Origin of the sequence: Pseudoduganella lutea (genome assembly GCF_004209755.1) — a bacterium.
Classification (GTDB): domain Bacteria; phylum Pseudomonadota; class Gammaproteobacteria; order Burkholderiales; family Burkholderiaceae_D; genus Rugamonas; species Rugamonas lutea.
The window spans coordinates 3,174,076-3,193,996 of record NZ_CP035913.1; the positions used below are offsets into that span (position 1 = coordinate 3,174,076).

At 63.1% G+C, this 19,921-nt stretch carries 19 protein-coding genes; 7 read left to right on the plus strand and 12 right to left on the minus strand.

Features of this window, described 5'->3' with window-relative positions; all coding sequences use genetic code 11:
- From EWM63_RS13400 to EWM63_RS13430, 7 genes are all read right to left on the minus strand, one after another.
- Positions 1–522 (minus strand): GbsR/MarR family transcriptional regulator, encoded by a 522-nt coding sequence (locus EWM63_RS13400; RefSeq protein ID WP_130186980.1) that lies wholly within the window; start codon positions 520–522, stop codon positions 1–3.
- A 201-nt stretch (positions 523–723) separates the two neighbouring features.
- Complete coding sequence (locus EWM63_RS13405; protein ID WP_130186981.1) at positions 724–1,704, minus strand: choice-of-anchor A family protein; 981 nt, start codon at positions 1,702–1,704, stop codon at positions 724–726.
- A 265-nt stretch (positions 1,705–1,969) separates the two neighbouring features.
- Entirely contained in the window at positions 1,970–2,887 is a 918-nt protein-coding gene (locus EWM63_RS13410; protein WP_130186982.1) for an SAM hydrolase/SAM-dependent halogenase family protein, read from the minus strand.
- A gap of 16 nt (positions 2,888–2,903) precedes the next feature.
- Positions 2,904–5,399 (minus strand): TonB-dependent receptor plug domain-containing protein, encoded by a 2,496-nt coding sequence (locus tag EWM63_RS13415; RefSeq protein ID WP_130186983.1) that lies wholly within the window; start codon positions 5,397–5,399, stop codon positions 2,904–2,906.
- A gap of 199 nt (positions 5,400–5,598) precedes the next feature.
- On the minus strand, positions 5,599–6,039 hold the full coding sequence (locus tag EWM63_RS13420; protein ID WP_165390823.1) for a lysozyme inhibitor LprI family protein: 441 nt from the start codon (positions 6,037–6,039) through the stop codon (positions 5,599–5,601).
- The gene (locus EWM63_RS13425) at positions 6,030–6,767 is read right to left on the minus strand and encodes a LysM peptidoglycan-binding domain-containing protein (RefSeq protein WP_130186985.1); all 738 of its coding nucleotides are present in this window, start codon (positions 6,765–6,767) and stop codon (positions 6,030–6,032) included. The genes EWM63_RS13420 and EWM63_RS13425 overlap by 10 nt, the downstream gene beginning before the upstream one ends.
- 64 nt (positions 6,768–6,831) lie before the next feature.
- The gene (locus tag EWM63_RS13430) at positions 6,832–7,170 is read right to left on the minus strand and encodes a hypothetical protein (RefSeq protein WP_130186986.1); all 339 of its coding nucleotides are present in this window, start codon (positions 7,168–7,170) and stop codon (positions 6,832–6,834) included.
- Between EWM63_RS13430 and EWM63_RS13435 the strand changes: the two genes are divergently transcribed.
- Together EWM63_RS13435 and EWM63_RS13440 are read left to right on the plus strand one after the other, a co-directional pair.
- Positions 7,157–7,819 carry a uracil-DNA glycosylase gene (locus EWM63_RS13435; protein ID WP_130186987.1) on the plus strand — a complete coding sequence of 221 codons (663 nt, stop codon included), beginning with the start codon at positions 7,157–7,159 and terminating at the stop codon, positions 7,817–7,819. The genes EWM63_RS13430 and EWM63_RS13435 overlap by 14 nt on opposite strands.
- 69 nt (positions 7,820–7,888) lie before the next feature.
- On the plus strand, positions 7,889–9,190 hold the full coding sequence (locus tag EWM63_RS13440) for a tetratricopeptide repeat protein (protein ID WP_165390824.1): 1,302 nt from the start codon (positions 7,889–7,891) through the stop codon (positions 9,188–9,190).
- A 60-nt stretch (positions 9,191–9,250) separates the two neighbouring features.
- Here the strand turns inward: EWM63_RS13440 and EWM63_RS13445 are convergent, their stop codons facing one another.
- Positions 9,251–10,114 carry an AraC family transcriptional regulator gene (locus tag EWM63_RS13445; RefSeq protein WP_130186989.1) on the minus strand — a complete coding sequence of 288 codons (864 nt, stop codon included), beginning with the start codon at positions 10,112–10,114 and terminating at the stop codon, positions 9,251–9,253.
- Positions 10,115–10,155: 41 nt separating this feature from the next.
- Here EWM63_RS13445 and EWM63_RS13450 point away from each other — a divergent pair, with 41 nt between their 5' ends.
- Positions 10,156–11,655 (plus strand): cytochrome P450, encoded by a 1,500-nt coding sequence (locus tag EWM63_RS13450; RefSeq protein WP_229487882.1) that lies wholly within the window; start codon positions 10,156–10,158, stop codon positions 11,653–11,655.
- 83 nt (positions 11,656–11,738) lie between these two features.
- Here EWM63_RS13450 and EWM63_RS13455 read toward each other — a convergent pair whose 3' ends face one another.
- From EWM63_RS13455 to EWM63_RS13470, 4 genes are all read right to left on the minus strand, one after another.
- A complete protein-coding gene (locus tag EWM63_RS13455) occupies positions 11,739–12,224 on the minus strand; it encodes a nucleoside deaminase (protein ID WP_130186990.1) in 486 nt (161 codons plus the stop codon).
- Positions 12,225–12,303: 79 nt separating this feature from the next.
- The gene (locus tag EWM63_RS13460; protein WP_130186991.1) at positions 12,304–13,389 is read right to left on the minus strand and encodes a BMP family ABC transporter substrate-binding protein; all 1,086 of its coding nucleotides are present in this window, start codon (positions 13,387–13,389) and stop codon (positions 12,304–12,306) included.
- Positions 13,390–13,409: 20 nt separating this feature from the next.
- Positions 13,410–14,258 (minus strand): outer envelope protein, encoded by an 849-nt coding sequence (locus EWM63_RS13465; protein WP_130186992.1) that lies wholly within the window; start codon positions 14,256–14,258, stop codon positions 13,410–13,412.
- 224 nt (positions 14,259–14,482) lie between these two features.
- Positions 14,483–15,295 (minus strand): GntR family transcriptional regulator, encoded by an 813-nt coding sequence (locus EWM63_RS13470; protein WP_229487883.1) that lies wholly within the window; start codon positions 15,293–15,295, stop codon positions 14,483–14,485.
- Between the two features lie 258 nt (positions 15,296–15,553).
- Here EWM63_RS13470 and EWM63_RS13475 point away from each other — a divergent pair, with 258 nt between their 5' ends.
- From EWM63_RS13475 to EWM63_RS13490, 4 genes are read left to right on the plus strand one after another with little or no spacing between them, the layout of a single operon-like run.
- Entirely contained in the window at positions 15,554–17,173 is a 1,620-nt protein-coding gene (locus EWM63_RS13475) for an ABC transporter ATP-binding protein (protein WP_130186993.1), read from the plus strand.
- Positions 17,160–18,251, plus strand: a complete 1,092-nt coding sequence (locus tag EWM63_RS13480) for an ABC transporter permease (RefSeq protein ID WP_130186994.1) — start codon at positions 17,160–17,162, stop codon at positions 18,249–18,251. The genes EWM63_RS13475 and EWM63_RS13480 overlap by 14 nt, the downstream gene beginning before the upstream one ends.
- Positions 18,248–19,171 carry an ABC transporter permease gene (locus tag EWM63_RS13485; protein WP_130186995.1) on the plus strand — a complete coding sequence of 308 codons (924 nt, stop codon included), beginning with the start codon at positions 18,248–18,250 and terminating at the stop codon, positions 19,169–19,171. Before EWM63_RS13480 ends, EWM63_RS13485 begins: the two co-directional genes overlap by 4 nt.
- 54 nt (positions 19,172–19,225) lie before the next feature.
- A complete protein-coding gene (locus EWM63_RS13490; RefSeq protein WP_371861220.1) occupies positions 19,226–19,675 on the plus strand; it encodes a PaaI family thioesterase in 450 nt (149 codons plus the stop codon).
- Positions 19,676–19,921 lie beyond the last annotated feature (246 nt).

Genomic DNA, 19,921 nt, shown 5'->3' on the forward strand with positions numbered 1-19,921 from the left:
TCAGCCCAGCAGCTTGGCGACCTTGCCGCCCATGTTGATGAAACGCTTCAGCGTGGCCGGCTCCAGGTGCTTGTAGTCGTCGTAGCTGTCGGTCAGCATTTCCAGGAATTCCAGCACCTGCGCCATCCGCGCACGGGTCGCGTCTTCCATCGCCCTGTCGTCTTCGGCTTCGATGGCGCACTGGCGCAGCACGGTGAGCGTTGGATCGATTTCGCGGCGCTTGCGCTCCTCGACGATGGTGCGGAAGATTTCCCACACATCCTGCAGCGCAACGAAATGGTCGCGCCGGTCGCCCAGCACATGCGTGACCTTGACCAGGCCCCAGCTTTGCAGCTCTTTCAGGCTGTTGCTGACATTCGAACGGGCCACGCCCAGGCGCTCGACGATCTGCTCGGCGTTGAGGGGCGCATTGGCCAGGAACAGCAGCGCGTGGATCTGCGCCACGGTGCGGTTGACGCCCCAGCGGGTACCCATCTCGCCCCAGTGCAGGATGTATTTCTGTTCGGTCGGACTCAGGCTCATGATTTTCTCTAATTTCTGTCGTTACAGAAATTTAAGACCAAACGAGCCGGATGTCAACCTTGGTGTATGTGTGGTGCCGGCAATGCGGCTTGGGATGGGGGTTCCGTCGCGCGGCCATGCGTGGTCGCGCGACGCTTTGTTTCGCTGCCTTGTTTCGCTACTGTGTTTTGCTACCGTGTTTGCTACCGTGTTTGCTACCTATTACGCCGCGCTGGCTGCCTTGCGGCGGCGGGCCAGCATGCCAATCAATCCCAGGCCGCCCAGCAGCATGCCATAGGTTGCCGGCTCGGGCACCGGCGAGGGACCGAAGGGCTGGAATGGCTCGTAGCCGATTTCCACGCGCGCATCCATGGCGTTGGCGATGATATTGCCTTCCAGGTGGCCGGTGCCGACCAGCGTGGCCTTGTTCGCCAGCACCGTGCCGTAGGCGAACGTCGCCATATTGACGGTCGTCGCATCGATCAGGTTCCACAGCACGCGGTCGCGCAGGGCTTGCAGTTGACCATCCTGGCCACCGCTGAAGGTGACCGTGCCGCCGCCCGTCACGTTGATGACGACGTTCGCGCCAGCCTTGATGTCTTGCAGGAACAAATTGTTCAGCTCGCTGGAATGGATGTTGAAAATTTGCAGATCCGAGCTGTTATCGCCCGTCAGGTACAGGCCACCCCACTTGGCTTCCACGGTACCGTTGCCTGCTTCCTGGCTCAGGTCGCTCGACAGCTTGCTCAACTGGGTCTTGGCCGCGCCAAAGTCGATGACATTGGCTTGCTTGTTGAGCACGTGATAGGCAGACGAGCTATTGTTGCCGCCGTAGACGCCATAGCCGGTCTGTTTGGTGTATTCGGTGATCGGGCCGGTCGTCGCGTTCGTATCGACATTGGTCTTCGGGCCGGTGAAGATATCGCCGTTGATCAGTTTCACATCGTTGGCCACGACCAGGCTCGGGCCCGTGACGCCATAGGCGCTGCGATAGCCGACGGAGAGACCACTGGTATCGAGCGAGCCGCCGACCGCCAGGCGGCCTTCCACGTCCACCACCTGGCTGACGTTGCCATAGAAGAAGGCGCTGTAGCCAGCGGCCGCGCCCAGATCGATGGTGGTGATGGCGGCTTGTGCCGAACAGGTAAGGGCGGTGGCCATCAGTGCTGGCAACAGCCGCTTGGCGAACGTGGAAATCATCATGGGATTGGCTTGTACTACTCTTGAGTTGATCGGGCCGGCAGCATTGGCGAGATTTCCGCAATGGCTGGGAGCATATATCTGGAATACAACAGGTGTTTATTATAAACAACTTAACACCCTGGATATAGTACTGCTTCCATATCGTGTATATCGGGCCCGATATTGTGGTCTGGATGCCACGCAGACAACGCGGCATCAGCGAGACCAGACCACGCAACCTTTCACGCCTTGCTTCCCTGACTTTGCTTACTCGCCTTGTTTTACCTTACTTCGTCGCAGCCTTTTTGATCTCCACTTCCCAGTCCACGCCCGATTCGATCTTGTGCTTCTGCGCGAAGTTCCCCCAGCTGGTCGCCACGGCCACGTCCAGCAGGCTGTTCAGGTAGACCAGCGGCTTGCCCTTGGCCACGCCGCCGAAGGTATGCTGGAACGGTGCCACCACCCTGGCAACCTGCTTGCCCTTGTGCAGGAAGCGCACCTGCACAGGGTCGCCCACACCGATCTTCAGTTCCTCGAAGAGCGCCTTGGGAATATTCGTCCACACATTGCCGTACTTGATGTCCAGCACGGGAACGATGCCGCGGATGGTCTCGCCATTGCGCACGGCCTTCTGGTAAGCGATCTTCACCACCGATTCGCTCGGCAGTACCGGCCCCACCTGCTCGAAGGTGATCGCGCCGGACGCCAGCCGCGCGCCGACGTAGGCATACACGTCGCGGCCATGGAAGGTATAGGACTCGGCGGAGCCGGCCAGGCGGTTGACCTTTTCGTCGATCTCGCGCAGTTCCGCCACGCCGTCGCGCTCGGCGATCAGCGTGAACAGGCCATTGTCCGGGCCCACGAAGTAGCGGCCTTCGCGGGTCTTCAGCACCACCGATTTGCGCTCCGTGCCCACGCCCAGATCGACCACGTTGACGAACACGCTGCCCTTGGGCCAGTAGTTCGCTGTCTGGTACAGGCGATAGGCGCCCAGCCAGATGTCGTAGTCGGGAATGTTGTGCGTCAGGTCCGACACCTGCAGCGCCGGGTCGACGCCGAACGCCACGCCGCGCATCGCGGAGACGGCGCCGTCCGACGTGCCGAAGTCGGTCATCAGCACCAGGGCATTCCTGTCGAAGGCCTGCGCCTGGGCGGCCATCAGCACGGAAAAGCCGATAGCGGAAAACAGTTTAGTGATTTTCATGTTGGTTCAGGATGGATTAAAAGGTGTAGCGCAGGCGGCCGTAGAAATACGCGCCGTTCAAGCCGATCGGGTTGATGAAGTTGTACGGGAGTGCGCCGCCATAGGTCGCGTTGTTCGTCTCGCGCACGCGCTGTGGATAGCGGTCGAAGACATTGTCGGCGCCAACGAACAGCGTCAGTTGCTTCGTCAGTTTGTACTGCGCTTCAACGTCCAGCGTCCACACGGCGCCGAAGCGCTGGGCATGCACGCCGTCGATCACTCCCGCTTCGTCGTCGTACGAGAAATCCTCCAGCGAACCAAAGCGCGTGGCGCGGGCCTGCACGCCCCAGCGCGCGCCTTGCCAGTCCGCGCCCAGCACCAGCTTGGATTCGGGCGATGCGTTTCGGATGCGGAACAGGCTGTTTTCCGTCAGCAGCGTCAGGTCGGGATCGATGCGCGCCAGCGCGGCCGGGCTCTGGTGTACGTTGTCGATGCGTGTCCTGTTCAGGTTCAGCGCGGCGTTCAGGTCCAGCTTGCCGCCGGCGAACGGCAGGTCGTGGTTGACCACCACATCGAGGCCCGTCGTGGTGGTGTCGAGCAGGTTGGCGAGATAGGCCACCGACTGGATGTCGGTGCGGCCGATCGCGGCGAGATACGCGGTGGCGGCATCGCTCTGCAGGTCGCTGGTGCGGGTGATGCGGTCACGCAGCCTGATGCGGTACGCGTCCACCGTCACGCTGGTGTTGCGCTGCGGGCGCCACGCGGCGCCCAGCGACAGGTTCGTCGACTTTTCCGGCGTCAGGTTTTCGGCGCCGAACGCACGCGCCAGCGCATCGCTGGCCGGCAGCAGCGAGGCGGTCTGCAGGGCGGTACCGTCGCTGTTGAAATTGAGCGTGGAGAAGCGGAAGCCCGTCTGCACCAGTGCCGGCGCGCGGAAGCTGTTCGACAGCGAGCCGCGCAGCAGGAACGTGTCGCTCACCTTGTAGCGTGCCGACAGCTTGCCGGTGCGCGCGTTGCCGAAGTCGCTGTAGTCGGAATAGCGGGCCGCGGCGCCCACCAGCAGGCGCGGGGTAATGTCGCTCTCGATGTCGGCATAGATCGAGCGCACCGAGCGGCTGCCGTCGAAGGCGTCCTGCGGGCGCAGGCCCGGCCCGGCCTGCGCGCCTGGGGGCGCACCGGCCACGGTGCCCGCGGCATAGGAGGCGGCATCGCCCGGTGTACTCGTATAGGTCTCGTGCATGTACTCGGCGCCGATGGCCAGGTTGACCGGCGCGCCGATGCCCAGGTCCAGCTCGCGCGTGAGATCGGCGTTGACGGCATCCTGGTCGAAGTCGAACGTGGCCAGGTGGAAGCGGGTGGGGCTCGCCGTGCCCAGCGAAGCGTTGACAGAGTTGGCGAGGTCGTACTCGAACTTGTTGCCACCGTGCCGCGCGCTCAGGTCCCAGTTCCAGCCGCCGCGTGCGAGGCGCAGGCCGGCCACGACGCTCACGTCCGTCATGTCACCCTTCGTGCTCGGGCGGTAGCCGTTGGGGTAGATCTCCGGCACGTTCGAAGGATCGCCGGGGTAGCGGAAGTAGGCGCTGCCGTCGGACTTGCGCTTGTTGACGGTGGCGAAGGAGTAGGCGTCCACGCCTTCCGACACCGGTACCAGCGCGTTGTAGAAAGCGTAGGTGTTGCGCTGCTCCGAGTCGCCCGACTTGAAGACCACCTGACCGTCGAGCGCCATGTCGGCTGGCGTGGCATTCCACGACGTCCAGCCGGCATCGCTGGCGCCGGCGCGGTTGGTGGGATTGCGCAGGCGGTTTTCCAGGCCGAAGCGGAAGTAGCCGGCGTCGCCCACCGGCAGGCCATAGTCGGCGCTCACGATGGTGGTCTGGCCGTCGGTCTTCGTGTCGTTCGTGGGTTCGAAGTCGGTATGGTTGGCGCCGAAGCTGACCGAGGCCGAGCCGCCCGTGCGCGCCTTCTTCAGCACGATGTTGATCACGCCGGCCACGGCATCGCTGCCGTACTGGGCGCCGGCACCGTCGCGCAGGATCTCGATATGGTCGATGGCGCCCGGCGGAATGGCGTTGACGTCCACCGGCACGATGCCGGCAAAACTGCTTTCGGTATCGAGCACCGCGCTGGCATGCCGGCGCTTGCCGTTCACCAGCACGAGCACCTGGTCGGGCGCGAGGCCGCGCAACTGGATGCCGCGCACGGAGTCGGCGGCGCCGCTCGATTCGATGCGCGGGAAATTGATCGACGGCGACAGCTCCTGCAAGGCCGCGCCGAGGTCGCCGCTGGCCAGTGCGTTGTCCACTTCGCGTGCGCCGAAGCGGTCGATTGGCACGGCGCTGTCGAACACGGTGCGGTTGCGCGCCCGCGAGCCGACGATGGTGACCTGGTCGATGGCGGCCGTGCTGGCTGCCGGATCGTCGGCAACCGCCGGGTTCTGGGTTTGCGCCTGGGCTGCAGGCAGCGCCGCCAGCAGCACGGCGCAGGCGATGGCACTGCGGCGCAGCGGCGGGATTGAAAGGGTAGTGCGCGGCATTGCGGATTCCTTGCGTAAGCTTGACCGGATGTCAATCTTACGGGTCGAAGGACAGCGCGGGCAAATACCGACTGTGAATATGCTTATTTGAGGGGAGGTGTCGGCTGTGTACTGTTGCAGGCCGCGACGTAAATATCAAGAGCGCGTTGATCAAGGGCACGTGAGCTGGCGCCTCCTGAAGCTGGAGGCGCTGTCCAACTTATTTACGAGACAGCGAGGAAGCAAGGCGCGTCAAGTGCGCTGCTCGTTCCATGTTCAACCCGAAGATACAGGCCAGACGCCGCAGCTCCAATGCATTTCCTATTGCACCGCCACCAAGTGCCGAGGCAAACGCGCACTGAGCATCGCGGTACTTCAGATAAGCGTCATCGGATCTTATGAGCTGATCTCTGGCTTTTGAAACGAACTTTGGCTGCTCATCCCATTGCTTGAGTGCCGAGACCAATTTTTTTTCGGCCGAGATAAGGACTTTTGAGCTTTCGCTGACGCTCCTGGAAAGGCAATCACGCATTCCAGCTTGAGATTCATATGCGCATTTTTCCAGTACATCCTCGACCGGATCAGGATGATTCTGATTCGCCCCGTATGCATTCGAGAGAATGACTGCAGTTGCGGCTATAAAAAAATGTTTCAATCGCATGTTGCCTCCACACCACATTTGATCAGTTCAAGAGCGAAGCTGAGCTTCTGTGCATATCTTGCGTCGCCGCCGCCATTGTAGAGTTTGGCAACTTCAGGAACGGTGATGGTGTGCCATCCAACTATGACCCGTTTTACTGTCCCTTTCCGATAAAGCAATACTTGTCCCGGCCTTAAGATTGCAGCCTGAGGATTCAACTTGCGAAGGATTTCGGTAGTCGTTCCGTAAGTTACAGCGATTCTCGTCATATTATCACCACGATTTATGGGAGCTTCATACGTTTTTAGATCGGATGTCATGACACTTTGATGCTTGAACTTAGCCATTCGCATCAGCAAGTATGCGATCCCTGCCCTTATGTTGTAAGCAGGTATTGCTCTTGCGTTATTGAAATTCAGGTTTTCTTTAAGATCTGGAGGCATTATTATATCGCCGCCTTCGTTACCTGATAACAAAGCAGATAAACCTGGATCTCCCACCACACCAATCTGCATTGGCTTTATTCTCCATTCCGCATTACCTGCGCCTGTCTCTACCCATAACATTGCTTTGACAAGCCGCCAGTCCAGTTTTGTATATCCTGCCGTGCCTGTTAAATGACGGTCGAACTCGTTGATTGCAGATTTAATTTCACAGTCATATGAATGCCACTTGGCCTGGCGGGATCCTTTGTTCAGGCCATCCTTCCACATTTCGAAACGTCCCTTCTCTTTTACTTGAGTTGCCATTTTGAGCTCCTCTATAGTTTGTCTAGCTCGATATATGGTAAAGAGACTTCGGTATAGTGTTTTGCTATGGAGCAATGTTGATGGTTTGAAGTCGAAAAAAATTGATTTCGGAAAGACATGCATGATCGATATCGGCACGGACGTCTTTTCTACTAACTACTGTCAGATCCAGTGCGGGCAACGCTCTTGCACTAGTATGGAAGCGCACGGCGCACAGGTCATCAAACCGCACGCCATATAATGTAACTGTGATGTATATTTGACATGGATCGCCATGATATTCGTTACCGTCGCCGATCGTGCACAAAATGCGGCTGGCTGACGCGTGGCGCAAGACCATTACCCGACCGGCGGCTCGTAAGCCGCCGTTTTCATATCCAAAAACGCCCATGACCGTACGCATCGAACCCTCCTGGAAGCAGCACCTGCAAGCCGAGTTCGACAAGCCCTACTGGACCGAGCTCACCGAGTTCGTCCGCACCGAATACCAGACGACCCAATGCTGCCCGCCGGCCAGGGACATTTTCCGCGCCTTCGACCTCACGCCATTCGACAACGTAAAAGTGGTGATCCTCGGCCAGGACCCGTACCACACGCCGGGCGCCGCGATGGGTTTCTGCTTTTCCGTCCCCGACGGCAACCGGCCGCAACCGAGCCTGCAAAACATCTTCAAGGAACTGGAAAGCGACCTCGGTGTGCAGCGCACGCGCACCGACCTGTCCGACTGGGCGGAGCAGGGCGTGTTCCTGCTGAATGCCGTGCTGACCGTGCGCGCCCGCGTCGCCGGTTCGCATGCGGGCAAGGGCTGGGAGACGTTTACGGATACCGCGATCCGCACGCTGTCGCAGGAGCGCGAGCACATCGTGTTCATCCTGTGGGGCAGCTATGCGATCGCCAAGAAGGCGCTGATCGATACGACGAAGCACCTCGTCATCACCTCGCCGCACCCCTCGCCGTTCGCGGCCCACAAGGGGTTTTTCGGCAGCAGGCCGTTTTCAAGGGCAAACGACTACCTGCGCGATAGCGGGAAAGAGCCGATCGCCTGGGCATGAGATGCGCTCGATACCAGCGCTCAGGCAAGAATCGGATACGAAAACAGACAACTCCAGAACAGGATGAACATGAACCTCGATCTGCCAGGACTTGCAGAGATTACCTATGAAGAACTTGCCGAAAAACTGGACCTCAGCGAATACTTCACTGTGAATCCTGACCATGACGAAGAGGAAGACGAGTACTTCGGCCGCCATCAGCTCCTTTTTCATGACGGCGACCTGCTCATTTCGAAAAACATCGATATAGATCATTACGACAGGAACTTCATATTGATCGTCAAGGGCGACCTCGAAGTCCAGGGGGGTATCGAAGGATCGTTCATCGTGACCGGCAATCTCGTCGCCGAATCAAGGGAGTTTGAACCTGACGATCTGCAATATGTCGGCGGCGAGTCCCGGATCAGATATCTCGAAGTACTGCGGCACCCGGACGATGAAGCACTCTTTGAACTGCCGCCCAATTACAGGTCATCGGCCCCCTTCCTGTTCTGCTATTTCGTGGATTTGAAGACACTCAGGTCGGACAACGTCCCTGTCGTCTGGGACGTAAAAAGCGCGCACGATTACGACGGCAATGAAACCAGCCGGACGGATATCCTGTGGATGCGAGGATCGTGGGGGCCGTTCATCCTTGCCGAGCAAGTCGGCTACAGTCACGTATCCTGGCTTTCCGACGATGCTTACGGGATCGATGAGGAAGCAACGTTGAAAATCTTGAAGGCTGGGCAACCCCCCTTCGCTTTCCAGGATGCCAAGGTTATGCTCGCGGCCTATGGTCAAGCCTATAAAGCTCATCTTGCCTCGGGCTTCGATGCGGCTTATCCGTTACTGAAGAACCTGTGCGAAACCTATCCCAGGTTCTATCTGCCTTCGTACCATCTGGGCACGAACCTGGCCGGAAGTGGCGATTACCAGGGCGCCATGCCATACCTCGAAATCGCCGACGCGGCATCGGCTTCGGGGTGGCACTCGACTTTCAATGACGCGAAAGCCTACCTTGGCCACTGCCTGCTGCGACTGGGCAGGATCGGCGAGGCGGAAGCACAAGTGGACGCAGTTTCGGAAGAGAGCAAGTCTCTGGTTGCGCATCGAACCAGGGCCGAAATCCATTTCATCAAGGGCGAGAACGAGCAGGCGCTTGCGGAGGCCGAGAAGGCGCGTAGTCTCGATTGGCGATCGATTGCCTCGAACCTGCTCCTGGCAGCGATTCATTACCGCCTTGGAAACGAAAAATCCATCAAGGACTTTCTCGGCATGGTCGAACGCCTGAGGCCGGAACTGAAGGTCGATCCGGCTGACATCAGGAACCTGGATTTCCTGTTCGGGCCGCAGAAAACCTATGTGCCGCGCGAGGAAATGGCGACATAGCAAAAGGCCGGTTGCAGCGAATGGCGCCGCGGGCATGACTGGTCGCGCCGGAATCCGCTCCTACCACCAGATCCGGTACGGCCAGTAACTCTCATCCGTCTGCGCCAGCCGGATGATCTCCCGCGGGCTGCTGCCGACAAGTTCGCGCGCCTCGCGCGACAGGTGCGCCTGGTCCGAATACCCCGAGCGCAGCGCCACGTCGGACAGCGACACGTGCCCGGCCTGGTGCTCGTCGCGCGCGGCGAGCAGCGATTCCTCCACGCGCGCCAGGCGGCGCAAGGTGCGCAGCGGATGGCCGGCCCACGCCCGCACGCGGCGCTCGGCCATGCGGGCGCTGCGCCCGGCGCCGGAAAGGGCCGCGCGCATGGCCAGCGACTGCACCCAGTCCTGCGCCTGCGACCAGGAGCCCGTGCCCACGGCATCGCCACGCACGGCGTGCCAGCGCGGTTCCAGCCAGTCTTCGAAGATGCGGATCCGCGCGTCGTCATCGGGCGCGGCCAGCACGGCGGCACAGACCTCCCGCCATGCTTCGCCAAGCACATCGTCCGCCAGTGTCATGGCGTCGAGCTGCACCGCCATGTCGAGGCCCGTCAGCGCGTGCAGCGCATCGGCGAAGAACAGCGCCGTCAATGTGTGGACCGGGCCGGGATTCGCGGTCGCGAAAGGTTGCGTGCGTGGGCCCGAGAAGATCACGGAGCCCGGCAATGCCACCGCGCCCGGCGTGGCGGGTTCGACGAGCTCACCGCTGCCCGCGATCATCCACGTGATCGAGCAGAACGGCGTGGCGGGGAAGCGGTTGACACGCTGCGCCGGCGCCAGTGGCACACCGAGCGTGCTGCGCACCATGTAGCCCCGGATGCACGAGGCAAGCGGCACGCGGGGCGCGGCCAGGCGGGCAATGGTGGGGGGCAGGGTGGCCGTCATGGCACGATGGTATCCCACTGTGCCGCATGCCCGGCATTCCCATGTCGCAAACGTTCAAGACGGCCGGCGCGGCGCCAGGCACACTGGGCACCATTGACCTGCAAGGAGAGCGCATGAGTACCACGGCCGCCGAGATGCCCGACCCGACCCGCCCGCAAGCGATTGCCGACCTGCCCGCGCCGCGCGGCCTGCCATTGCTGGGCAATGCGCTGCAACTGCAACCGGCGACGATCCACCTGGCGATGGAACGGTGGAGCCGCGAATATGGCCCGATGTTCCGCGCGCGGATCGGGCCGCGCGAAGTGGTCGTGCTGTCCGACAGCGCCGCCATCACGGCCGTGCTGCGCGACCGGCCCGATGGCTTCCGGCGCCCGTCCATCACGGCCGAGGTGTCGGCGGAACTGGGCGGCAATGTCGGCCTGTTCCTGGCCGAAGGCGACGTGTGGCGCAACCAGCGCCGCATGGTGATGCATGCCTTTTCGCCCACGGCGATCAGGGCCTATTTCGACCGCATGGTGCAGGTGGCGCAGCGGCTGGAAGCGCGCTGGCATGCGGCCGGGGAACACGAGATCGACCTGAACGCCGACCTGAAGCGCTATGCGGTGGATGTGATCGCCGGTCTTGCGTTCGGCGCGGACGTCAACACGATCGAGAGCGGCGGCAACGCGATCCAGGAACACGTGGAAACCGTGCTGGCCGGTGTGGCGCGCCGCTCGCTGCTGCCATTCCGCTACTGGCGCTGGTTCAGGCTGCCGGCGGACCGCCGGCTGGAGCGCAGCGTGCGCGCCGTGCGCGAAGCCACGGATGGCTTCATCGCCGATGCACGGGCCGCGATGGCCGCCGATCCAGCGCTGCGCGAGCAGCCGGCGAATATGCTGCAGGCGATGCTGGCCGCGGCCGACCAGCCGGATAGCGGCGTGGATGACTGCGGCGTGGCCGGCAACGTCACGACGATGCTGCTGGCGGGCGAGGATACGACGTCCAGCGCGCTGGCATGGCTGATCTGGCTGTTGTGGCAGAACCCGGCAGTTCTGGCACGCGTGCAGGATGAAGTACGCCGGAACGTTTCGTCACTGACGCCGGAAAGCATCGGCACGCTCGACTACCTCGATGCCTGCGCGCTCGAGGCGATGCGCCTGAAACCGCCCGCGCCGTTCCTGCCGTTGCAGGCGTTGCGCGACACCACGGTGATGGGCGTTGCGCTGCCGAAGGATACGCTGCTGTGGTGCGTGCTGCGCCACGACAGCGTGGACGACAAGGCATTCCCGGATGCGCAACGCTTCGATCCGGAGCGCTGGCTGGCCGGCAAGGCGGACAAGGGCGTGGCGCTGCCGTTCGGCGCCGGGCCGCGCATGTGCCCGGGGCGCTACCTGTCGCTGATGGAAATGAAGGTGGCGATGGCCGTGCTGCTGGGGCGCTTCGACATCGTCGGCGTGCGGGCGGGGGATCGCACGGAGCCGGCGGAAGTGCAGGGGTTCGTGATGGGGCCGACGGCGTTGCGGATGCGGCTGCGGCCTGCGCAGGCAGGGGCCGGCGCCTGATACTGCATGCGAAAACCGGTGTCTGACACTATTTCCTGGATAAGGCACCCAGGAAATAGTGTCAGACACCTGGCCCCTTGGCTTTACTGATCCTTGTGCCAGAAGCCCGCGTGCGCGACTTTCGCTTCGTCCTCGCGCCATGGCCCGATCACCTCGGTCGGCCGCTGCCCGGCGGCGAACACTTGCCGGCACGGCAGCGACAGCGTGGGGTTTTCCGGATCGCTGCCGGTCAGCGACAGCAGCGTCGCTTCGGACATCGCATACACCACTCTTCCCACGCCGCTCCAGTAGGTGCCGCCTGCGCACATGGCGCAGGGTTCGGCGTTCGTGTACATCGTGGCGCCCGCAAGCCGGTCGGGCGAATACTGCGACGAGGCGATGCGCAGCGCATTCATTTCCGCATGCGCGGTGCGGTCGCTGCTCGATGCGTTCATCGCCTGCGCGATCACGTTGCCTTCGGCATCGGCGATGATGGCGGCGAACGGGTGGTGGCCCTCGTCGCGCGAGCGCTGGGCCAGCGCGAGCACGTCCGTCAGGAACTGGTGGTCGCGCGCTGTCGGTTCGGTCATATGGTCTTTCAGATAAAAAAACGGGACGGGTGGGGGCCCGTCCCGCAACTCGGGTCAATCGGTTTTTCGATAGGCGTGATTACTTCGGAATCGTGCCTTCCACGCCCTGCACGTAGAAGTTCATCGACATCAGTTCCTTCATCGGCATCTGCACGCCGGCGGCCACCTTGACGGCGCCCGACTGGTCCTTGATCGGCCCGGTGAACGGTACCGCGGTGCCGGCCGCGAAAGCAGCCTTCTTCGCTTCGAAGAGCTTGGCCGCGTCGGCAGGCACCGCCGGGTTCAGCGGCGACATCTTGACCATGCCTTCCTTCAGGCCGCCGTGCACGTGCCCTGTCTTCCAGGTGCCCGCCAGCACGGCCTTGGCCACTTCGGTGTAGTAGCCACCCCACTGGTTGGTGCTCGCGGTGAGGTGGGCCTTCGGTGCAAAGCGCTGCATGTCGGAATCCCAGCCGAATGCATACTTGCCCTTTTCCTGGGCCGCCTGCAGCGTGGCCGGGGAGTCCGTGTTCTGCGTCAGCACGTCCGCGCCCTGGGCGATCAGCGTTTCCGCCGCCTGGCGCTCCTTGGCCGGGTCGTACCAGCTGTTCACCCAGATGATCTTCGTCTTGATCTTCGGGTTCACGCTCTGTGCGCCCAGCGTGAAGGCGTTGATGTTGCGGATCACTTCCGGCACGGGGAACGAGCCCACGAAGCCGAGGGTATTCGTCTTCGTCATCTTGCCGGCGATAATGCCCTGCAGGTAGGAGCCTTCGAACAAGCGTGCCTCATAGGCGCCCATGTTCTTGTTGGTCTTGAATCCGGTGGCGTGCTGGAACACCACGTTCGGGAATCCCCTTGCCACTTTCTCCGTCGCGTTCATGTAGCCGAACGAGGTGGTGAAAATGAGCTTGTTGCCATCCGCCGCAAGCTTGCGGATCACGCGTTCGGAGTCCGCGCCTTCCGGCACGTTCTCGACATAGGTGGACTTCACCTTGCCGCCCAGTGCCTTCTCCATCTCGAGACGGCCCTGTTCGTGGGCGTAAGTCCAGCCTGCGTCGCCGACCGGGCCGATATAGACGAAACCCACCTTCAAGGGCTCCTGTGCCAGCGCCGGAGCGGCGGTGGCGGCCGCGCCCAGCGCGGCGGACAGGGTGGCCAAGGCGAGCAGCTTGCGACGATTCATGATGTTCCTCTACAGGTTGGTCAGAAATGGTATTCGGCACGCACCATCGGGGTTCGTGCGGTGGCGCCTGGAACGGTCTTCGACGGGTTGCCGAACTTGTTCTTCCAGTACTGGTAGCCCACGCCGAGCTTGAAGGTGTTCTTGTTCGCGCCGAGCAGCGAGCTCACGTCGTACATCAGCTTCATGTCGACGTTGATTTCCACGGCCGTCGGAGCGCCGTATTCGTTCAGGCCCTTGGTACCGATGTAGTTCGCATAGCCTTCGAATTCCAGCGGCACGTTCGGGATTGGAATGCTCCAGGAACTGAACAGCGCGGCGTGCGTGTCGTAGCGGTAGCGGTCGGTCGCTTTTTGCGTGAAGCCGTTGTAGGGAGCGTTGGATTCATGCAACGCCACCAGGCTCACGTTCAGGAAACCGGGCACGTCGAACATGATCGTGGGGCCGAGGACCAGCATGCGCTTCTTCGAGTTGTAGCCGGCATCGGTCTTGCTGTTGATGTCGAAACCACCCGTGATGCCGAACCCGCGGATCACACCGTAAGAGAGGTTCTTGCCGGTGACCTTGCCCAGGTCGAGGGTATGGCGGTACAGCGCATAGGCTTCGTGCGCACCCGAGCGGGAGCCCACGGCGGACGGATCGTTCTCGTCCGACAGCAGGTAATCGACACTGAAGAAATTGCTGCCGTACTTGTAGCCGCTGGCGTGGCTGAAGTTCACCACGTGCTTGGTGATGTCGGCGCCGTTGTACGGCTCCGAGAATTTCGTACCGTAGCGGTAGCTCAGCGAAGTATCGCTCCAGTCGGCCGCGTGGGCGGCGCTGGCGAAGGTGGCGGCGAGAGCGAATGAAGCAGCAAGACGAATGGTGTTCATGCGAAGTCCTTGTAAGTGTTGTGTAACGGATTGCATCCAATGTGCCGAAAGATTGCATGCAACGTCGACAGTACCCTTAGCAAGTACCGGGCCACCCCGCTGTCTCCTATGACGGCGTGCCCTCCGCTTTGAAACTCCGCACCAGGACGGAACGTCCCAACGGTGCCGATGTGCATTGCCGGTGCATTATGCACACAACTTTGGGGCGTTTTGTATACAATTTTCTAGCGACCGAATAGTGCTTCGGCGAGACTCAATTTGCGTTCCGGCGTGTCCAAATGCAGCCGTGCCTCGATTTCTTCGAGGTGATGTTCGATCAGCGCGGTGGCGCCCGCCACATCGCCTTTCTGGATCAGGGCCATCAGGTCGTGGTGCTCGTGGTTGCCGCACATCGGTGCGCCCGGGTTTTCATAGACGGCGATGATCAGCGACGAGCGCGATACCAGTTCCACCATGAAGCGCTGCAGCACGGCGTTGTTGGCCAGTTCCGCCAGCAGAAGGTGGAATTCGCCGCCCAGGCGGATCCAGGCCGCGCGGTCGCCACTGCGGCGCGCCTGTTCTTCCGCATCCAGCGCGGCGCGGATGCGGGCAATCGAGGCGGGCGTGATGTGCCGGATCACGAGGGGCACGATCTCGCGCTCCAGCGCGCGGCGCACGGCGAAAACGTCGCGTGCTTCCTGCGGCGATGGCGATGCCACCACGGCACCACGGTTCGGCCGCAGGTCCACAATGTGGTCGTGCGCCAGCCGCTGCAACGCCTTGCGCACCGTGGTGCGGCTGACGCCATACAGCTCGCAGAATTCCGCTTCGCCCAGCCGTGTACCGGGTGGCAGCTTGTGGCTCATCACGGCGTTCACGACGGCGTTATAAATTCGCACATCGATGGCGGCCTCGCCGTGCTTCGTGCTGACGGGCTTGTTTGCCGGCTTACTCTTTGTCTTGCCTGCTGCTTTGTTTACGCGCTTGCTTGCCGCCGCCGGTTCGGCCGCGGGCATGCGGCGGCCTGGTGGGCCCTCCGCCTGGGTGTGCTTCGTCATCGACAGTCTCCGCTTCTGGCTGGATTCGGGCGGAATCTCTCCGCGCACGATCGTGGTGGGAAAGCAGGAATCGTGCTCGGCAGTGAATGGGGAAACGTCATGCCGGATGCACTTCAATGGGGAGATAGTGCACATATTGTGGTGCGTTTTGTATACAAAATGGCGCATACATTGTTGTGTCAGCCCGACAGGTGAAGACATGCAGTGGTGGCATGGGACTTGCAGAAGCTTTCCCGTTACCCCACGATGGAGCCGCAGATGACCACACCCTTCGAACCGCCTCCCGGGCGGCCTGGCATCGAACAGCGCGAAGAGCCGCGCGTCGAGCCGAGGCTGCGGCTTCTCGGCATCTCGAAGATCTACCCGTCCGTCGTTGCCAACGATCGTGTCGACCTGGTCGTCATGCCCGGCGAGATCCACGCCGTGCTGGGCGAGAATGGCGCGGGCAAGAGCACGCTGATGAAGATGATCTACGGCGTGACGCGGCCCGATGCCGGCGAGATCCTGTGGGAGGGCAGGCAGGTGACGATCCCTTCGCCGGCCGCCGCGCGCCGCCTTGGCGTGGGCATGGTGTTCCAGCATTTCGCGCTGTTCGAGACGCTGACCGTGGCCGAGAACATCGCGTTGGCGCTGGACGAGAAGATCACGCCGGCAAAGCTGGCGCCGCGCATCCGCCAGGTCTCCGCACGCTATGGCCTGCCGCTCGATCCGGAGCGCCGCGTGCACAGCATGTCCGTCGGCGAGCGCCAGCGCGTGGAGATCGTGCGCTGCCTGCTGCAGTCGCCGCGCCTGCTGATCATGGATGAACCCACGTCGGTGCTCACGCCGGACGCGGTGCAGAAGCTGTTCATCTCGCTGCGCCAGCTGGCGGCCGAAGGCGTCAGCATCCTCTACATCAGCCACAAGCTCGACGAGATCCAGGCGTTGTGCGACAAGGCCACCGTGCTGCGTGCCGGGCGCGTGTCCGGCACGGCCACGCCGCGCACGCAGACGGCGCACGAACTGGCCGAAATGATGATCGGCGGCGACCTGCCGACATGCACGCTGGCACCCCGCGATCCGGGCGAAGTGCGGCTGGCGCTGGACAGGCTGTCGCTGCCCAGTCCCGATCCGTTCGGCACCGACCTGCATGACATCACGCTGGACCTCCATGCCGGCGAGATCGTCGGGCTGGCCGGCGTGTCCGGCAACGGCCAGCAGGAATTGATGAAGGCGATTTCCGGCGAAGTGCCGCTGCGCCATCCGCAAGGCATCCGCCTGCTCGGCATCGATGCCGGCCGCATGAACGCAGCCGCGCGGCGCCGGCTGGGCCTCGGCTTCGTGCCGGAAGAACGGCTGGGGCGCGGCGCCGTGCCGGCCATGTCGCTGGCCGACAACGCGCTGCTGACGGGTTACCTTGCCGACGGTGCGGGCATGCTGCGCCATGGCCTGATACGCCGTGGCGCGATCGCCGCCTTTGCCGGGCGCGTGATCGAGCGCTTCAAGGTGAAGTGCGGCGGCGCCGGGGCTGCCGCGTCCAGCCTTTCCGGCGGCAACCTGCAAAAATTCATCGTCGGGCGCGAGATCGCGCTGGCGCCGAAGGTGATGGTGCTGGCACAGCCCACGTGGGGCGTCGACATCGGCGCGGCGATGCTGATCCGGCAGGCGATCATCGACTTGCGCGACCAGGGCGTGGCGGTGCTCGTCATCTCCGAGGAACTCGACGAGCTGTTCATGATGTGCGATCGCATTGCCGTGCTGGCCAAGGGCCGGCTGTCGCCGGCGGTGCCCGCCGCCCAGGCCACCGTCAACCAGGTCGGGGTGTGGATGAGCGGTGACTTTTCCACAGCCCCCACCGTCAATGCAAAACAGGAAGGACGCCGCCATGTCCCGGCTTGAAGCCCGCCCCGCCCCCTCGCGCGCGATGATGCTCGCGTCGCCGCTGATCGCCGCCCTGGCGATGCTCGTCAGCGGTTCGATCCTGTTCATGGCCATGGGCCAGGAACCGCTGCACGCGTTCTACGTGTACTTCATCAAGCCCGCCACCACGCTGTATGGCGTGGGTGAACTGCTGCTGAAGGCCACGCCGCTGATCCTGTGCGGCGTGGGCCTGGCCATCGGCTTCCGCGCGGACGTGCACAACATCGGCGCCGATGGCCAGCTCACGGTGGGCGCGATCGCCGCCGGCTGCGTGGCCTTGTATTTCGACGGCGTGGAAGCGCCGTGGGTGTTGCCGCTGATGCTCGTTGCCGGCGCGCTCGGTGGCATGGCGTGGGCGGCGATTCCCGCGCTGCTGCGCACGCGCTTCAACACCAGCGAGATCCTCGTCAGCCTCATGCTCGTGTACGTGGCCTACCTTCTGCTGAGCTACCTGGTGCACGGCCCGCTGCGCGATCCGGACGGGTTCAATTTCCCGCAGTCGAAGATGTTCGGCGATGCGGCCACGCTGCCGCTGCTCGTCGAAGGCTTGCGCGTCAACGGTGCGTTCGTCCTGTCGCTGGTGAGCGTGGCCGGCGCGTGGTTCTTCTGCCGCCACACCTTCGCCGGCTACCGCATGCAGGTCAGCGGCATGTCGCCGGCCGCCGCGCTGTATGCGGGCTTTTCGGCACCGCGCAACGTGTGGCTGGCATTCCTCGTCAGTGGCGCGATGGCGGGCCTGGCGGGCGTGGGCGAAGTGGCCGGCCCGATCGGCCAGCTGCAGCCGTCCGTCTCGCCCGGCTATGGCTTCGCGGCGATCATCGTCGCCTACGTCGGCCGGCTGCATCCGGTGGGCGTGCTGCTGGCCGCGCTGCTGATGTCGCTGCTGTACATCGGCGGCGAGGCCGCGCAGATCGAGCTGCAACTGCCATCGGCCATCACCGGCCTGTTCCAGGGCCTGCTGCTGTTCTACCTGCTGGCGGCCGACCTGTTCATCCATTACCGCTTCAAGCCGCGCACCCGCGTGGCGCCTGTCGCAACGCCGGAGATCGCCGCATGAATACCGAATACGTGATCGCATTCCTGGCCAGCACCGCCGGTGCCGCCACGCCCCTCGTGCTGGCATCGTCCGGCGAGCTGGTGGCCGAACGCTCCGGCGTGCTGAACCTGGGGCTCGAAGGCATCATGCTCGTCGGCGCCGTGACGGGCTTCATGACCACGGTGAGCACCGGTTCGCTGACCCTGGGCCTGCTGGCCGCGCTGCTGGCGGGCATGGCGATGTCCCTGCTGTTCGGCTTCCTCGTCCTGACGCTGCAGACGAACCAGGTGGCGACCGGCCTGGCGCTGACGCTGTTCGGCATCGGCCTTTCCGCCTTCCTCGGCCGCGACCTGGTGGGCCAGACGGTGGCACCGATCGCGCCGCTGTCGTTCCCCGTGCTGTCGGACATACCGTTCATCGGGCCGCTGCTGTTCCGCTTCGATCCCGTCGTCTACCTGTCGCTGCTGCTCGTCGTGGCGGTGGGCTGGATGCTGGCGCACACGCGCACCGGCCTGCAGATCCGGGCCGTGGGCGAGGCGCCGCACAGCGCCCACGCGATCGGCATGCCGGTCATCGGCCTGCGTTATGCGGCCGTGTTGTTCGGCGGCGCGATGGCGGGCGTGGGCGGCGCGTACATGTCGCTCGCGCTCACGCCGATGTGGGTGGAAGGCATGGTGGCGGGCCGGGGCTGGATCGCGCTGGCGCAGGTGGTGTTCGCCACGTGGAAGCCGCGCAACGTGGTGCTCGGCGCCTACCTGTTCGGCGGCGTGACCGTGCTGCAGTTCCACGGCCAGGGCCTGGGAATCGCAGTGCCCTCGCAGTTCCTGTCGATGCTGCCGTATCTGGCCACGATCGTGATCCTGGTGATCATCTGCCGCGACCCGAAGACGATCCTGCTGAACAAGCCGATGTCGCTGGGCCAGAACTTCAAGGCCGATTGAGGACTGTGGTTTAGAAGACTTGTTCGTCCCGCATGGTGTGTGCCAGGGTTTATCATGCAAGATTCAACCCGGGGACACGCCATGGACGATATCCAGCAAAAACTCGAACGCTTCAACAGCCGCGCCAACGGCACGCTGCCGGACCACATGAACATCCGCTTCACGGCGGCGTCGCACGGCGAACTCTCGGCCGAGATCGAGATCCAGAAGCACCACCTGGCGCCGAACGGTTTCCTGCACGCGGGCACCGTCGTCACGCTGGCCGACACCGCCTGCGGCTACGGCTGCTTCGTGAGCCTGCCCGAAGGCGCCGAGAATTTCACCACCATCGAGCTGAAGTCGAACCATCTCGGCACGGTGCGCGAAGGCACGATCGCCGTCACGGCGAAGGCCGCCCATATGGGCAAGACCACGCAGGTGTGGGACGCCACCGTGACCAACAAGGCGAACGGCAAGACGATCGCGCTGTTCCGCTGCACGCAGATGGTGCTGTACCCGAAATGACATGCTGTACGCGGGGATAGCGATCATCTGCGCGGGCATCGTGGCGGCGATCTCGCCGATCCTGCGCGAGTGGGCCAGGCACAGGAACAGGAAAGAGCGGGAACGCCAAGGCGACCACGGCGACAGGCATTAGAGCTGACCTGCAAAGCGTACTGGTACAAATACCGCCACTACGGATAGCGCTCTCCGGAAAGTGTACCGTACTGTACCTGCCACTTCGATTAGCATGGAATCTCACCGCGAAGA

Excerpts from the sequence above, each read along its gene's own strand:
- EWM63_RS13400 (WP_130186980.1), bottom strand. The coding sequence starts at position 522 with ATGAGCCTGAGTCCGACCGAACAGAAATACATCCTGCACTGGGGCGAG.
- EWM63_RS13405 (WP_130186981.1), bottom strand. The coding sequence starts at position 1,704 with ATGATGATTTCCACGTTCGCCAAGCGGCTGTTGCCAGCACTGATGGCC.
- EWM63_RS13410 (WP_130186982.1), bottom strand. The coding sequence starts at position 2,887 with ATGAAAATCACTAAACTGTTTTCCGCTATCGGCTTTTCCGTGCTGATG.
- EWM63_RS13415 (WP_130186983.1), bottom strand. The coding sequence starts at position 5,399 with ATGCCGCGCACTACCCTTTCAATCCCGCCGCTGCGCCGCAGTGCCATC.
- EWM63_RS13420 (WP_165390823.1), bottom strand. The coding sequence starts at position 6,039 with ATGCGATTGAAACATTTTTTTATAGCCGCAACTGCAGTCATTCTCTCG.
- EWM63_RS13425 (WP_130186985.1), bottom strand. The coding sequence starts at position 6,767 with ATGGCAACTCAAGTAAAAGAGAAGGGACGTTTCGAAATGTGGAAGGAT.
- EWM63_RS13435 (WP_130186987.1), top strand. The coding sequence starts at position 7,157 with ATGACCGTACGCATCGAACCCTCCTGGAAGCAGCACCTGCAAGCCGAG.
- EWM63_RS13430 (WP_130186986.1), bottom strand. The coding sequence starts at position 7,170 with ATGCGTACGGTCATGGGCGTTTTTGGATATGAAAACGGCGGCTTACGA.
- EWM63_RS13440 (WP_165390824.1), top strand. The coding sequence starts at position 7,889 with ATGAACCTCGATCTGCCAGGACTTGCAGAGATTACCTATGAAGAACTT.
- EWM63_RS13445 (WP_130186989.1), bottom strand. The coding sequence starts at position 10,114 with ATGACGGCCACCCTGCCCCCCACCATTGCCCGCCTGGCCGCGCCCCGC.
- EWM63_RS13450 (WP_229487882.1), top strand. The coding sequence starts at position 10,156 with ATGTCGCAAACGTTCAAGACGGCCGGCGCGGCGCCAGGCACACTGGGC.
- EWM63_RS13455 (WP_130186990.1), bottom strand. The coding sequence starts at position 12,224 with ATGACCGAACCGACAGCGCGCGACCACCAGTTCCTGACGGACGTGCTC.
- EWM63_RS13460 (WP_130186991.1), bottom strand. The coding sequence starts at position 13,389 with ATGAATCGTCGCAAGCTGCTCGCCTTGGCCACCCTGTCCGCCGCGCTG.
- EWM63_RS13465 (WP_130186992.1), bottom strand. The coding sequence starts at position 14,258 with ATGAACACCATTCGTCTTGCTGCTTCATTCGCTCTCGCCGCCACCTTC.
- EWM63_RS13470 (WP_229487883.1), bottom strand. The coding sequence starts at position 15,295 with ATGACGAAGCACACCCAGGCGGAGGGCCCACCAGGCCGCCGCATGCCC.
- EWM63_RS13475 (WP_130186993.1), top strand. The coding sequence starts at position 15,554 with ATGACCACACCCTTCGAACCGCCTCCCGGGCGGCCTGGCATCGAACAG.
- EWM63_RS13480 (WP_130186994.1), top strand. The coding sequence starts at position 17,160 with ATGTCCCGGCTTGAAGCCCGCCCCGCCCCCTCGCGCGCGATGATGCTC.
- EWM63_RS13485 (WP_130186995.1), top strand. The coding sequence starts at position 18,248 with ATGAATACCGAATACGTGATCGCATTCCTGGCCAGCACCGCCGGTGCC.
- EWM63_RS13490 (WP_371861220.1), top strand. The coding sequence starts at position 19,226 with ATGCAAGATTCAACCCGGGGACACGCCATGGACGATATCCAGCAAAAA.